This window comes from Paenibacillus terrae (assembly GCF_000943545.1).
Taxonomy (GTDB): Bacteria; Bacillota; Bacilli; order Paenibacillales; family Paenibacillaceae; genus Paenibacillus; species Paenibacillus terrae_A.
In genome coordinates this window covers 1-15,547 of sequence record NZ_JTHP01000091.1, presented here as the reverse complement: position 1 = coordinate 15,547, position 15,547 = coordinate 1, and the positions used below count along the sequence as shown (strand labels likewise).

12 protein-coding genes are annotated in these 15,547 nt (G+C 44.2%); 11 read left to right on the top strand and 1 reads right to left on the bottom strand.

All coding sequences use genetic code 11. The features are described 5' to 3' along the window. Positions 1–228: 228 nt before the first annotated feature. Positions 229–2,103 (bottom strand): hypothetical protein, encoded by a 1,875-nt coding sequence (locus tag QD47_RS26590; protein WP_044648944.1) that lies wholly within the window; start codon positions 2,101–2,103, stop codon positions 229–231. An 84-nt stretch (positions 2,104–2,187) separates the two neighbouring features. On the opposite strand from QD47_RS26590, the gene rfbC reads away from it, so the two are divergent. The 11 genes from rfbC to ligA all read left to right on the top strand — a co-directional run bounded on the left by rfbC (position 2,188) and on the right by ligA (position 15,199). After that, entirely contained in the window at positions 2,188–2,733 is a 546-nt protein-coding gene (rfbC, locus tag QD47_RS26585; protein WP_044648943.1) for a dTDP-4-dehydrorhamnose 3,5-epimerase, read from the top strand. Between the two features lie 113 nt (positions 2,734–2,846). Continuing rightward, positions 2,847–3,866: a dTDP-glucose 4,6-dehydratase gene (rfbB, locus tag QD47_RS26580; protein WP_044648942.1), complete on the top strand. Its 1,020-nt coding sequence runs from the start codon at positions 2,847–2,849 to the stop codon at positions 3,864–3,866. Position 3,867: 1 nt separating this feature from the next. Next, complete coding sequence (gene rfbD, locus QD47_RS26575; RefSeq protein WP_044648941.1) at positions 3,868–4,743, top strand: dTDP-4-dehydrorhamnose reductase; 876 nt, start codon at positions 3,868–3,870, stop codon at positions 4,741–4,743. A 95-nt stretch (positions 4,744–4,838) separates the two neighbouring features. Next, positions 4,839–5,822, top strand: a complete 984-nt coding sequence (locus QD47_RS26570; protein WP_235332372.1) for a glycosyltransferase family 2 protein — start codon at positions 4,839–4,841, stop codon at positions 5,820–5,822. Positions 5,823–6,006: 184 nt separating this feature from the next. Next, a complete protein-coding gene (locus QD47_RS33475) occupies positions 6,007–6,099 on the top strand; it encodes a putative holin-like toxin (protein ID WP_219727884.1) in 93 nt (30 codons plus the stop codon). Positions 6,100–6,471: 372 nt separating this feature from the next. After that, positions 6,472–7,380: a glycosyltransferase family 2 protein gene (locus tag QD47_RS26565; RefSeq protein ID WP_044648940.1), complete on the top strand. Its 909-nt coding sequence runs from the start codon at positions 6,472–6,474 to the stop codon at positions 7,378–7,380. Beyond that, positions 7,377–8,777: an undecaprenyl-phosphate glucose phosphotransferase gene (locus tag QD47_RS26560; protein WP_044648939.1), complete on the top strand. Its 1,401-nt coding sequence runs from the start codon at positions 7,377–7,379 to the stop codon at positions 8,775–8,777. Before QD47_RS26565 ends, QD47_RS26560 begins: the two co-directional genes overlap by 4 nt. A gap of 240 nt (positions 8,778–9,017) precedes the next feature. Next, positions 9,018–9,890 (top strand): phosphatidylinositol-specific phospholipase C/glycerophosphodiester phosphodiesterase family protein, encoded by an 873-nt coding sequence (locus QD47_RS26555; protein ID WP_044648938.1) that lies wholly within the window; start codon positions 9,018–9,020, stop codon positions 9,888–9,890. A 146-nt stretch (positions 9,891–10,036) separates the two neighbouring features. Next, entirely contained in the window at positions 10,037–10,729 is a 693-nt protein-coding gene (pcrB, locus tag QD47_RS26550) for a heptaprenylglyceryl phosphate synthase (RefSeq protein ID WP_459542286.1), read from the top strand. Between the two features lie 41 nt (positions 10,730–10,770). Then, a complete protein-coding gene (gene pcrA, locus QD47_RS26545) occupies positions 10,771–13,095 on the top strand; it encodes a DNA helicase PcrA (RefSeq protein ID WP_044648937.1) in 2,325 nt (774 codons plus the stop codon). A gap of 88 nt (positions 13,096–13,183) precedes the next feature. Beyond that, positions 13,184–15,199: an NAD-dependent DNA ligase LigA gene (gene ligA, locus QD47_RS26540; RefSeq protein ID WP_044648936.1), complete on the top strand. Its 2,016-nt coding sequence runs from the start codon at positions 13,184–13,186 to the stop codon at positions 15,197–15,199. The last annotated feature ends 348 nt before the right edge of the window (positions 15,200–15,547 follow it).

Genomic DNA, 15,547 nt, shown 5'->3' with positions numbered 1-15,547 from the left:
ACGGAATTTCTTTTGTTGTTATTTCTACTGTACTTGTTTTTTTAAGTTGTATTCTTTTTATAGAGATATTTAATAGGTTTTTACCTTTCCTAATCGGTAAAAAATTCAGTTTTGGTAGTTCTCATAAAACAAAAGCAACCCCCTAAAAATGCTTCATAATTAACTTCAAAAAAAGCCCTCAAATATAGTCGAGGGCTTTTTAAATATCCAATAGACATCAGTATTGAATTAGAAAAGATCGGGATTATCAGGGTATATTTTTTTGAATTGAGAGCGTATAAGTTCAACTTTTTCATTTGAAATCTCTGATGTCTTTTTCAACACTATGGCTTTTACGTTATTATCAAGATTATAACTGTTTAAAGGTTTATAATTATTTTTAAGAGATCCGTTTATCACTTCTTCTGCAAGTATACCTATGACTTTTTGGCCACTTTCACCCAAATGGTATTGTACAGGTAAGGCGATAACAACATAATCAGACTCAAAGAATGAGACCGGGAACCCATCTCTTAAATCAACGTGATGTGTCAGGTTCATAAATGGAAGAGCATTGTTGTTTTCAGGCATTTCAATCTGTCTGAGTATGTCATCATTAAGAATGCCTGAACTCGATAGAACATATACTTTATGCTGTTCTGATGAAATTTCTTTAAGATAAGTCGTTAACTGCTTCAGAACAGGTATATCCGTTCTTACTCTAGGTGTTTGCTTGAAATCACTAAATAAGGATGAGAAATAGGTAACAGGTCGTGCATTTAGATTAGTAAAAGTAACTATGAAATTACAAAGCACTAAATAGGCCAGAATAACTAAGAAAGCACTTTTTGCATACTTTATCTTGGACAAATAGTTTAGTATAAGAATGACGCCACAAACAAATAAAATTAAAATGTTTACTGTAAGAAGATAATAATGCTGAGAAGCCAAGCTTTGGATCCTTGTAAAAAGAAAGTAAGTAATGAATAGGTTCGTAACTAAAAAGATTGAAAGATACCGAGTTCTGCTAATTAATAACAAGCCTATGAAACCGATAAGAGCTATAAAGAAAATGAAGGCCCCATAATGATAAAATAAATTTTGCAGATTACTTATGACGTCACCAAAATAATAAGCCGAGTAGGCGTTCTTAAAGTTATTTGATAGTGCTCTTTGAATAAATTCATTGAAGAATATGACAAGAAATAATGCACTTGAAGCTCCTATAATGAAAAAATTCAAAATAACTTGCCAAAGCTGTTTAAAGCGGAAATCCTTTTCGAGAATCCATTTGAATAGAAAGGCGATACTGATTGAACCAAAGAAAGAGACAATCCAAAACCCGTACCATCTTCTTGTAAATGTTAGTAGTACCAGGCAAGCAGCTAAGAGTAAAACGGCTTTTAAATTTAAGCGTTCAAAATCATTATTAAATAATATAGCTAAGGACAAGCAAATAAAAATAAGTCCTATAGAATCCAGATATCCACCTAACATAGGAGCTATCATAATTGGAAAGGTAAATGTAAGTATGAATATCATAAAAACGTTCAATTTTGTGTTTAGCTGAATTTGGTCAGCAATCTTGATACACAATAAGAAAAGTATTAAACAAGAAGGATATAAGAAGCAGGTGTAGATTGCCAAGACAAAACTCATGTAGCTTGTACCTAAGAACTTCAAAGGTAAGGCCAGAAAGACTGTTGGGAAAACGGAATAATCGTCTCTTAAAATGCTTGCATAGATTTGTTTAGAGGCTGCTATAAAATCTGTGCTTAAAAGGTTATTAAATTGTATGGATGTGTTCCAATAGGCTGAGAAATCCCAATAATAAATGAAATGTTCCCTTTGGAGGAAGGCATAAATGAATATAAACCCAACTAGATAACCGCCAAAAGCTAGGTATTGCACCATTATTTCATTCTTTGCATATGTTAAGATACCACTAATGTGTAAAATGTATGTGGCACCTATGACAAATGACTGCGCAATATTTAGACTGAATAAAATGGAAATATAGTAAGAATCGACTTTAAACAGTATTAGAATCGGGATAAGTAGCCACATCAAAAACAAATAGGACCAAACAAAATTTTTATTAACTCTCGATAAATTCAAAAGCATATTCCCTCCCAATATAGTGTGCTTATTAATTTTATAGTAATCATAAATGAAAGTATATACTCAAGATGTTGGAGGTTTCGGTGAATGATAAAAAAGGAACTACTTTCTGGTGTAAAAATCATTGAACCCGTGGTTCATGGTGATCACCGTGGTTTTTTTATGGAAAGTTACAATGAGCAAATCATGAAACAAAACGGAATTAATCATGTTTTTATTCAGGATAATCAGTCCCTATCTGTAGAAACTGGCGTGATTCGCGGATTGCATTATCAGCTTAATCCTAAAGCACAGACCAAACTCATTCGTGTGATTTCTGGAGCCATATACGATGTTATTTTGGATATTCGTAAAAGTTCTCCAACATTCGGTCAATGGGTTGGAGTGATTTTGAGCGAGCATAATAGACGTCAGTTACTGGTACCTAAAGGCTTTGCTCATGGATTCTGTACGCTTGTTCCCAATACCCAGGTGCTGTATAAGGTAGACGAATATTATTCACCTGAAAATGATCGTGGAATACTGTGGAATGATCCTGCACTGGGAATTGACTGGCCGACTTCTCATGCTATTCTTTCGGAGAAGGATCAGAAGCATCCAGTACTAGCCGATGCAGACATTAATTTTGATTAAAGGACTTAGCCGCAGTTATATACACAGTTGAACCAATAATAAACTCATCTTTGTTTCTTATTAGTTCAAGAAGCATATTCTATATGTATTAAAGCACGGTTTAGGAGGACTGTATGAAACTTCTTGTCACCGGCGGTGCCGGATTTATTGGCAGTAACTTTGTGTTGTATATGCTGGAGCAGCATCCAGATTACGAAATTGTGAATGTGGATGCGCTCACGTATGCAGGCAATCTGGAAAATTTGAAAGCCATTGAAAATCACCCTAAACATACCTTTGTCAAAGCAGATATTACTGATGCACAAGCGATTGACCAACTGATGCAGCAGGGAATTGACGTGGTGGTGAATTTTGCAGCGGAGTCGCATGTAGATCGGAGTATTTTGGAACCCGAAGTTTTTGTAAAAACAAATGTACTGGGTACGCAGGTGCTACTAGACGCAGCAAAAAAGTATAATGCGACCAAGTTTGTTCAGGTTTCGACAGACGAGGTGTATGGCTCTCTGGGTGAAACTGGCTTGTTTACGGAGGAAACTCCACTGCAACCTAATAGTCCTTACTCTGCGTCCAAGGCAGGCGGCGATTTGTTGGTTCGTGCATATCATGAGACCTTTGGTCTACCCGTGAATATCACACGTTGTTCCAACAACTATGGCCCGTACCAGTTCCCGGAAAAGCTGATTCCGCTTATGATCTCACGTGCGTTGAGCGACCAACAGCTTCCTGTGTACGGAGATGGCTTGAACATCCGTGATTGGTTATATGTAGAGGATCATTGCAGCGCAATTGATCTGGTCATTCATCAGGGTAAGCTTGGTGAGGTATACAATATTGGTGGAAATAATGAGCGGACCAATGTACACATTGTCAAAACGGTATTGGAGGAGCTGGGCAAGCCAGAATCTCTGATTTCGTATGTACAGGATCGTCCGGGCCATGACCGTCGGTATGGTATTGACCCGACCAAAACGATGAATGAGCTGGGTTGGAAGCCAAAACACTCTTTTGAAACGGGTATTAAAGAAACCATTCGTTGGTATTTGGACAACAAAGAATGGTGGACACGCATCCAATCCGGCGAATATCAACAATATTATGCTAAGCAGTATGGTGCCCGTCTGGGGGATGCGTAAGATGAAGGTACTGGTTACTGGAGCATCCGGTCAACTTGGTAAAGACGTAGAAAAGGTTTTTCAGGAGCAAGGACATGATGTCCTTGGATACGATCGGGAACAGCTAGATATAACGAATTTGGAGCAAGCTGTGAAGATCGTAGGACAATATCAACCTGACGCTGTCATCCACTGTGCAGCGTATACGGCAGTGGATGCAGCGGAGTCCGATGTAGATGGGGCTTATCAGGTAAATGCGGCAGGAACACGTAATATGGCACTGGCCGCAGAAAAAGCAGGTGCCAAGCTAGTTTATATCAGCACGGATTACGTGTTCGATGGAACAGCGGAGCAACCATACCATGAGTATGATAATACAAATCCGCAGAGCATCTACGGAAAGTCCAAACGAGCGGGAGAGATATTGACTCAGACACTTTCCTCCAGGTACTTTATTGTTCGTACGTCTTGGGTGTATGGACTGCATGGGAATAATTTCGTTAAAACAATGCTGAAGCTTGGACAGGAAAAGCCGCAGCTTCAGGTTGTGAACGATCAGAAAGGTTCACCTACTTATACGGTGGATTTGGCTCGCTTTTTAGCTGAGTTGGTTCAAACCGAGAAGTATGGTGTATATCATGCGTCCAATAGCGGTTCCTGTACCTGGTATGAGTTTACGCAAGCGATCTTGCAGGATGCGGCGGAAATATTAGATGCCAAGATCACAGCAAAGCTGGAGCCGTGCAGCACAGAGCAATTCCCCAGACCCGCAGTTCGTCCGCGTAATTCCGTAATGGAGCATATTGCGATTCGAACAAATGGATTAAATGATTTGCGCGCTTGGCGTGAGGGACTGCGGGATTTTCTAAAAGAGTATCTGGCAAGTTCCAGCAAATAAAGGTACACTATATCTACAGCGATCTCCCATCATGTTTTGATTGGGAGATTTTATTATGTGGAGACATATGTCGACCCAATTCAATGAGTATTATAATGTTTATAATTCAATCCATACTCAGCTATAAGGAGGGCATCATTCTGAACAGGCCCAGCGTACAAATTTTATTATCTACATATAATGGAGCAGTTTATCTAGAGGAACAAATTGAAAGCTTGCTAAATCAAAAAGACGTAGATATTCAGATTCTAATTCGTGATGATGGCTCTACGGATAGTACAGTCGTTAAGTTGAATGCTCTGAAGCAGCAACATCCTCACCAAATCATTTTATGTCCTGAAAGCAACAAAGGGGTAATTGAAAGTTTTTTTAATCTCATTCAAAGATCGTCTGAGACATTCGATTATTACGCATTCTGTGATCAGGACGATGTGTGGATGCCGAACAAGCTTGCCCAAGCGGTATCTCTTCTTAATGAAAAAGAGGAGGGCCGACCGTTGATGTACTGTTCTGCCACGCAAATGGTTTCTCACACGTTGGAACCTCTTAAGGTATGGCCAGCAAATATTCCTAAACCTTTGTCTTTTTATAATGCTTTAATTGAGAATGTATGTGTAGGTTGTACCATGGTGATCAACAAACAAGCTCTCCAATTAGTGAAGAAGAAAATTCCAGCTTCTTTGAAAAACGTTATTATGCATGACTGGTGGATTTACTTATGTGTATCCGCTTTAGGAGAGGTTGTCTTCGACCCCAAACCCTCCATTTTATATCGGCAGCATCAAAATAATGTGCTTGGGGGCTCTACGGATGGATGGGCAAGCAAGTGGAGAAAAAGGCTGAACAGATTTGTAAAAGGAAAAAATCGCTATATTCTAAGCAAACAAGCCCGACAGTTCATTCAACTGTATGGACAAGACCTGTCTCCTCGAATGTATAAAGATATTGATCAGTTCCTGAACAGCTATCAAAAGGGGTTATTTTACCGTGTGGAATACATTTGGCAATCTCCATTTTATAGACAGTCACAAATGGACAACTGGATCTATAAGCTAGTTTTCATACTGGGGAAGTTATAAAGGTATGGAAAGAAAAATATTGAAACTTTTTTCCATATATAAGCGTCAAATAATCAAAGGTACAATGAATGCTAGATAAAAAACCATCGAATGCATGTTCCTTTATGGAAAAATATAGTATAATTGAAGAGTGCAACCGATATAGGCTGGCAAGGGTGGTCGGCTAACTCTCCCGAGGAGGGGGGTGAAGCCTGTGACAGTGTTTGAGGCGCTCAGTTTAATGCTGACGTTCGGGGCGTTGATCGTCACACTGTTAGAGTTTAACAAACGAAAATAGACCGCCCCCGCAAGGAAGGGTCTATTTTCGGCCTGATTGTTCCAAAACCGTCCGCTCTTGGAGCGTTGGTTGCGCAGGGGCTGGCTGGCACCAGCCCTTTTTCCATGTATATCTTACCACGATGATTTTTATACCTCAACCGAGGATTTTACAAAAATCTAATAAGCGATTTCCAATGAACAATATATAGATCGAAACGTTTTCGTTCGTCTATATTTGCACTTTTAAGCGGCTGGAATCGAATTTTTCAAAATCCTGCTAACTGTGTAAGGTTACAAGTTATGTGCTTTTTTGCGTCCCGCGCCCTGCGGGGGTATGCTATAATAGTCGATAGTAGAATAGATTACTGAATTTGTCAGGAGCGTTTTAAATATGGATGTAAGCATACTGGTCGTCAACTATAATACATGCCGTTTGACGCTGGATTGTTTGCAGTCGGTGTATGCGTCAGAGACGCAATATCGATATGAAGTGATTGTTATCGACAATCACTCCAATGATGGGTCTGTGGAAGCCATTCGTGCTGCATATCCGGAGATTACGTTGATTGCCAATGAGGATAACACAGGTTTTGCTAAGGCAAACAATCAGGGCATCGAGGTAGCGGGCGGGCGTTACGTATTGTTGCTGAATTCCGATACGTTGGTGCAACCGCACACGCTCGATACGATGATTCGGTTCATGGACACGCATCCGGAGATAGGAGCATCGGGCTGCAAGGTCATTTTGCCGGATGGTTCGCTGGATAAGGCCTGCAAGCGCGGGTTTCCAACGCCGTCTGCCTCCTTTTATTACGCCTTCGGCTGGTCGAAGCGTTACCCGGATAACCCGAAGTACAATCAATACCAGCTCGGGCACTTAAGCCCGGATGATGAGTATCCAGTGGATGTGCTGGTGGGTGCTTTTATGCTGGTGCGTCGGGAGACGATTGAGCAGGTCGGCGGCTTGGACGAAACATTCTTCATGTATGGTGAGGACATTGACTGGTGTTACCGGATTAAGCAGGCGGGATGGGGCATTTACTACTATCCGCGCACATATATTATTCATATCAAAGGAGGCAGCGCTCGTCGTCGTCCTTTGAAAATTATTTACGAGTTTCATAGAGCGATGTGGGTCTTCCACCGCAAGCATTATAAACAGCAGTACAGCTGGATCACGAACATGGCTGTATACGCGGGAATTACGGTGAAATTTGGAATGGCCTTTTTGAAAAATAAGCTCACTGCACCGGCCAAGCCGGACGGCGGCGAACAATCTCGTACCGAGGTGAAAGCATGATACGCAGAAATCAACGTTTTTTAACCCAATTGTATATTGTGGCGGATTTCGCGGTCATTCAGCTCTCCTTTTTGATCGCCTGGTTCTTCAAATTTGAAAGTGAATGGATTACCTATCAAGAGCCGCTTCCTATTCAAGTATATGGAGGCTGGAGCTTAATCTACGGTCTGATTGCCGTGGTGCTGGGGATGTTATTCTCTCTCTATTCACCCAAACGCAAAAAACGGTTTGCAGACGACGTATTTCGCGTCACCCAGATTCATATTGTTGGCCTGTTCGTGCTGTTGAGTGTCATGTTTTTCGTGAAGCAAATCGACATTTCACGGTCCTATCTGGCGATCTATATGTTTGGGAACGTACTGCTTATTTTATTTTATCGATATTTTTTGAAACAGGTACTTAAAGTTCTCCGCCAAAAAGGCTACAACAAGCAGTTCATGCTCATTCTCGGGGCAGGTTCGCTGGGCCAACGATTTTATCATAATCTTGGACAGTATCCTGATCTGGGATATGAAGTGGTGGGTTTTCTGGATGATAAGCGCCACTGGGATGAAGAGGAAGAAGAGCACTTCCGCCCAATCCTTGGCGGCTTGGATCAGTTAGAAGCTACGCTGTCGAGCATGATGATTGATGAGGTGATTTTGGCTCTTCCACTGGATGCGCATGATAAGTACCCCAAGATTATCAACATGTGTGAAAAGGCAGGGGTACGTACGCTCATTATTCCTGACTTTTTTGATTATCTGCCAGCTCGACCGTATTTTGATAACTTTGCAGGCATGCCAATGATCAATGTACGGGATATTCCGCTGGATGTGGCGGGGAACCGATTGTTTAAGCGTTCGTTCGATATTCTGTTCTCATTGTTCGCTATTATTCTGACTTCTCCGGTTATGCTGGCAGTGGCGATTGGCGTGATGACGACATCGAGAGGCCCAGTCATTTTCAAACAGGAGCGGGTGGGCTTGAATCGGCGTACCTTCATGATGTACAAATTCCGCTCAATGAAGGTACTACCACCCGGGACTGACGATACAGGCTGGACGACGGCTAATGACCCACGTCGAACGCGTTTTGGCACCTTTATTCGTAAAACGAGTCTCGATGAGCTGCCACAGTTTTTCAATGTGTTGCTAGGAGATATGAGCGTCGTCGGCCCCCGCCCGGAACGTCCGTATTACGTGGATCAGTTCCGTGAGGAAATTCCAAAATATATGGTGAAGCACCATGTTCGTCCCGGTATTACAGGCTGGGCACAGAGCAACGGGTTGCGTGGTGACACGTCCATTGAGGAACGGATTAAGCATGATATTTTCTATATTGAGAATTGGTCGCTCTTATTCGATATTAAAATTATTTTCCGTACCATCCGCAACGGTTTCAAGAATGCGTATTAATCCAGATTCACCCTTCGGTTCAGCCGGAGGGTGTTTTTGTGTCTATATAAGCTGAACTTAAAAGTTACCTATCGTGCCACTGCGCAGACGGATGGTGTTTTCCATCGCCCCCGCCTCGCTTGTACAGCACCATTCTACCTACTCCGTTTTATATGTACATTTTTTTGTTCAGCTTATACAGAGTTGTTTTGAGAGAGTGGATGCAGGGTATTGACCTGTACGAAAAGGATGTGACACCCTATGAAACGACTGATTGCGGCGGTAATTCTATTAATGTTGATTGGCACGTTTTTATTGGCTTACAGAGGGCAATCCACGGAGGAGCATACCGGTTTTACCACCCATCGTGTGATTTCGCATGCTATGGGAGCCGTTGACGGTTTAGCCTATACCAATGCGCGTGAAGCGTTTGTGAATAATTATAAAAAAGGCAGCCGCGTATTTGAGGTCGACCTGATGTTTACTTCGGACGGACATTTGGCGGCGCGCCATGAATGGACGGAGTCTTTTACAGAGCAAATGCAGCAGAAGCAGGTAGTTAGTACAGAACAGGGCGGGAAGCCCTGGAGCTACGAGCAATTCAAAAACACCCCCATACATGGTTCCTACACCCCGGTGGACTGGAATGATGTATTGGATCTATTGGAGAAATACCCGGATGCCTATGTCGTGACGGATACGAAAGAACAGGACCCAGCCCAAATAAAACAGTTATTTGCGCAACTGACCCGTCAGGCACAGGACAAAAATCCGGATCTTTTGTCCCGCATTGTCCCGCAAATTTATGACGAAGAAATGCTGCGAACGCTGCGGAGCATTTATCCCTATACCTCAATTATTTATACGCTCTATGCGACACAAGATACGGACGACCAAATCATCCGGTTTGTACAACAAAACGATATAACAGCAGTGACTTTACCGGAGAACAGAGTTAGTGGTGCTTTAGTGGAAAGCTTGCGGCAGGCGGGGGCGGTGTGTTACGTAAATACAATTAACGATCTAAAAGATGCCGCTGATTACGAACAGATGGGTGTGCGCGGATTCTATACGGATGTTTTAACGGAAAAGGAACTCCAAAAACGCAGTTGGCTGTATGCGTTGCGGCCTTGAGATGTGTGAACGGAGTGTTCCCATCGAATACGAACATTGACACCTTTTGAGCACTGTCATAGACTTAGCATAGAACGCTTTTGGATATTGGAATCCGGTTAGACCGGATCGTGGCAAAAGCACAATGGATGCTGGAGGAATGTGTGTTGGCAGATTCGATTCAATCATGGAGGCATGTATTTAAGCTGGACCCTGACAAGGAACTGGACGATGAGGGACTGGATGCCGTGTGCATGTCTGGTACGGATGCCATTATGGTAGGAGGCTCGTCGGGCGTTACCTATGAAAATACGGTGGATTTGCTGTCGCGAATCCGGCGTTATGAGGTACCGTGTGTGCTTGAAGTGTCCGATCTGGAGGCTGTGGTGCCAGGGTTTGATCTGTATATGATTCCAATGGTGCTCAATACCACTGACAGTAATTGGATCGTAGGACAGCACCAGCGTGCGATTGAGCAGTTTGGTTATATGATCCCTTGGGATTTACTTGTGACAGAAGGATATATTGTTTTGAATGGTGATTCCACGGTGGCCAAGCTTACCGGAGCGGATGCATCACTCGATGCTTCATCTGCCGCTTCATATGCAGAGGTTGCTGACAAGCTCATGCATCTGCCGATTGTATATGTGGAGTATAGCGGTGCCTTTGGAGATATGGAACTGGTACAAAAAATACATCGCAGTACGGAGCGCGCCCGTGTCCTATATGGAGGGGGTATCGTGGATAAATCTACCGCGTTACAAGCGGCTGCCGTTTGTGACACCATTGTAGTAGGGAACATCATTTACCGTGACTTGGCGAAAGCACTGGAGACGGTAGCTGTGAAGTTGGAAGTATAGAACGTGATTTTATGGAAGCTTGTAGAAAGGAGCATGCACGCATGCAATCAATAGATATACACGAGGCTGTAGCCCGCCTCAATCCGCCTCAGCGTCAGGCAGTGGAGGCGATAGACGGACCGTTGCTGATTATGGCTGGCGCAGGCAGTGGAAAGACCCGGGTGCTCACGCACCGGATTGCCTACCTCATCGCGACCCGCAAGACGGCTCCATGGGGCATTTTGGCAATTACCTTTACGAACAAGGCCGCGCGTGAAATGCAGGATCGCGTATCCAAGCTGATTGGCCCGCAGGGGAGAGATGTGTGGGTATCCACCTTTCACTCCATGTGTGTGCGTATTTTGCGTCGAGATATCGAGCGGATTGGATTTACCTCCAATTTCAGCATTCTCGATTCTACAGATCAGTTGTCTGTCATTCGGAGCTGCATGAAGGATCTGAACATAGACACCAAAAAGTTCGAACCCAAAGCGGTTCAGTCCATGATGAGCACAGCTAAAAATGAACTGGTCACTCCTGAAATGTATGAGCGCAAGATTGGCGACTATTTTGAGGGGATTGTGGCGAAGGTATATACCAAATACCAACAACGACTCAAAAACAACAACTCTCTGGATTTTGATGATCTGATTATGGCAACGATTCAACTATTTAAAGAAGTGCCTGAGGTACTGGATTTCTATCAGAAGAAATTCCAATACATTCATGTCGATGAATATCAGGATACGAACCGTGCGCAGTACATGCTGTGTAAAATGCTGGCTGACCAGCATCACCGAATTTGCGTAGTAGGTGACAGCGATCAGTCCATCTATCGTTGGCGCGGGGCGGATATCAGCAACATTTTGAACTTTGAAGAGGACTACCCGGAAGCACGTACCATTTTGCTGGAGCAAAACTATCGGTCAACCTCGAATATTCTGAATGCCGCCAATGAAGTGATTGGGCAAAATACGGGCCGCAAGCCGAAGAAACTATGGACCGACAAAGAAGGCGGGGCCAAGATTAAAGTTTACCGGGCTGACTCGGAGCATGATGAGGGCTATTTTATCGCCTCGGAAATTCATAAAAATATCAATGCAGGCAAAACCTATAGCCATCATGCTATTTTGTACCGTACCAATGCTCAGTCACGGGTTGTCGAGGAAATTTTGATCAAATCGGATATTCCGTACCAGATCGTTGGCGGCATCAAGTTCTATGATCGCAAAGAGATTAAGGACTTGCTGGCGTACCTTCGTCTGCTCTCCAATCCTGATGACGATATCAGCTTGATCCGAATCATTAATGTGCCAAAACGGAGTATCGGGGATACAACGGTCGGTAAATTGCAGGCAGCCGCAGCGGAGCGTGGAGTTTCTATTTTCCGTGTGTTGCAGGTGGTAGACGATTTGGGCTTTGCCGGACGTACGCGTAATGCGCTTGTCGAGTTTTACGATATGATCGAAGGCTTAAGTCGGATGGTGGACTATCTCTCGGTCACCGAGTTAACGGAAAAAATGCTGGAAACCAGCCAGTATCGACTGGAGCTGCAAAACGAGAATACGCTCGAATCACGCTCACGTCTGGAGAATATTGATGAGTTCCTGTCAGTAACGATGGAATTTGAAAAAGGAGCGGAGGACAAGTCACTCGTCTCCTTCCTGACCGATCTTGCTCTTATCGCGGATATTGATTCCATGAATGACGATGAAGAGGAACAAAGCGATGCGGTTGTATTGATGACCATGCATAGCGCAAAAGGACTGGAGTTCCCAATCGTATTTATTGTCGGTATGGAGGAGGGGGTATTCCCTCACAGTCGGGCCTTTTTGGATAATGAAGAGCTGGAGGAAGAGCGCAGGTTGGCGTATGTCGGGATTACCCGTGCAGAGGAGCAACTGTTCCTTACATGCGCACAGATGCGCACGTTGTTTGGCCGTACTACAGCTAATCCGCCGTCTCGCTTTCTCGAAGAGATTCCGGATGAGCTCAAAGAGGATACAATTATCAAACGTGACCGCTATCGCCGCTCAGGCAATGTAGGCGGCTCTTATGGCGGACGTGGACTCGGTAAAACCAGCGGCAGTAACTTTGGCGGAGAACGTTCCTTTGATACGATGAGCCGCAGTGGTTCGTCCGCTTCCGCGTCGCCCCGCGTAACAGTAACGACATCTTCATCTGCCAAACCAACTCCGGCTGCTTCGGCAGGAGGTCCCTCCATTTTTGCTGCCGGAGACAAGGTACAGCATGGCAAGTGGGGAATTGGAACCATTGTAGCTGTAAAAGGTACAGGCAATGATATGGAGCTTCAGATCGCTTTCCCGGCTCCGGTAGGAGTTAAACGCCTGCTGGCTGGCTTTGCACCTATTACAAAAGTAGAATAAATCTCAAACATCATTAAATCTCGAACCTCACAGTGGCAGCTTGGCTTAGGCCTCTGCCCTGATGAAGTTCCCGGAGGGATACGCCTGCATGAACCCAATGCACAGGATGGAGCAGCTTGTTGCTGAGCTGAACACATATAATTATCATTACTACACACTGGATGAGCCCAAGATCAGCGACAAAGAATATGATGTGCTTTATGACGAGCTGGTAGCGCTTGAACAGACGAGCGGTCTTGTGCTGCCGGATTCGCCGACACAGCGTGTGGGCGGGGAGTTACTCAAAGGCTTCACACCGCATCGCCATCTGGCCCCATTATGGAGCTTGGATAAAGCACAGAATGTGGAGCAGCTGCGTGCCTGGAACGCGCGTGTCGTGAAACTGGTCAACGATTACAACACCAAGAACCCGGAGCAGCCTTTACCGCCTCCAGGATATGCGATAGAGCTTAAATTTGATGGACTGACGCTGAATCTGACTTATACCGACGGGAAGCTGGTACAGGCCTCTACGCGCGGCAATGGCGTGGTGGGCGAGGGAATACTGGCACAGGTGAAAACCATTAAATCCGTGCCGCTTACGATTCCTTTTCAGGATGGGACCATTGAAGTACAGGGAGAAGGCATTATGAATCTGTCTGTGCTGACCAAATATAATGAGACCGCTGTGGACCCTCTTAAAAATGCACGCAACGCCGCAGCAGGTGCTCTGCGTAATTTGAATCCCAAAACAACAGCAGAGCGACGGCTGAATGCATTTTTCTACAATGTGGGCTACGCGGACCGAATCCAGTTTAGCAGCCACCTGGAGATGATGACTTTCCTGCGTGACAATCATTTTAAGGTGAATCCGTATCTGACTTACTTTGACGATTTTGATGATGCTATGGAACAACTGGCTGATATCGAAGAGTCTCGAGCCGGACTGGATTATCTCATTGACGGGGCGGTACTGAAAATTACAGATATGCGCACGCGTGAGGTTCTAGGCTACACTGATAAATTTCCGCGCTGGGCGGTGGCTTATAAGTTCGAGGCGGAGGAAACGACCACGGTGCTTAACTCTGTTGAGTGGAATGTAGGTCGCACGGGTAAAATTACTCCACTGGCAAGGGTAGAAGCGGTAGAGCTGGCGGGAGTCACCGTACAAAATTGTACACTGAACAATGCTGGGGATATCGAGCGAAAAAATCTGAAGTTCGCTTTGGGTGCTCGTGTGTTTATCCGCCGTTCGAATGATGTCATTCCGGAAATTTTAGGAAAAGTTACGTCTGAGGACGACGGAGAGGAAATTATCGTACCGGATCATTGTCCAGCCTGTGGATTCCCGTTGCAGCAGCGAGGGGCTCATTTATTCTGTGATAATAAGCTGGGCTGTAAGCCGCAGATTGTGGCTCGTATTTCCCACTTTGCGTCACGTGACGCAATGGATATTGAAACCTTCAGCGACAAAACGGCAATCCAGTTGCATGACGAACTGGAAGTGCGCGAGCCTGCGGATCTGTATACACTTCAATTCGATGATCTTGTAAAGCTGGAGCGATTTGGTGAGAAAAAAGCCAATAACCTTCTGGCAGCGCTTGAGAAGAGTAAAGAAAGGGATTTGGCTTCATTCCTTTATGCCCTCGGTATACCGAATACCGGTAAAGCGACTACGCGCATGCTGGCTGAGCATTACCGTGATTTGCACAAGGCCATGTCCGCTACGGTGGAGGAATTAATAGAGTTGCCAGATGTAGGCGGGATTGTAGCTGAGAGTATCGTTGCCTTCTTTGCTGATCCATTTACCCAAGCGGGAATTGAAAAGATGTTATCCCTAGGGGTAAAGGCTCAGGCTCCCGAAGCTCCTCAGGAGAAGAAGACAGACAGCTTTTTCAGTGGCAAAACGGTTGTGCTTACAGGTACCCTGCATCAGCTTACGCGTGAGGAAGCTGCTGCCAAGCTGGAGGCACTGGGCGCCCATGTGACCGGGTCTGTATCGAAAAAGACGGATCTAGTCATAGCTGGTGAAAAAGCGGGCAGTAAACTAGCCAAGGCCCAACAGCTCGGAATTGATACCATAGAAGATGAGAATGAGTTCATCAGACTGCTGGAACAAGAATAATTAGTTTGCAAGGAGCACAGCCATTCCGTTTCGGTACGGGGTGGCTGTTTTGTTATCTACTGTATAGATAGGAGGTATAATAGCTACGGAAAAAGAAGTTAAAAAAATGCTTGCTAAATAACTTTAGGCATGTTACATTATTAGACGTTGCTTTGAGAATAACATTTCTCGAAGCGAAGGATGCTGAAAAGAAAATCAAAAAAAGATTTGACAAGAAAGCAACCAACATGGTATGATCTAATTACTGACCCGTTGAAGAAACGAGGACAGACAAGTTCTTTGAAAACTGAACAAATGGATGATGAAAATAAAGATTTCTTCTTTATATAAAGAAGAATCGCTAGCATT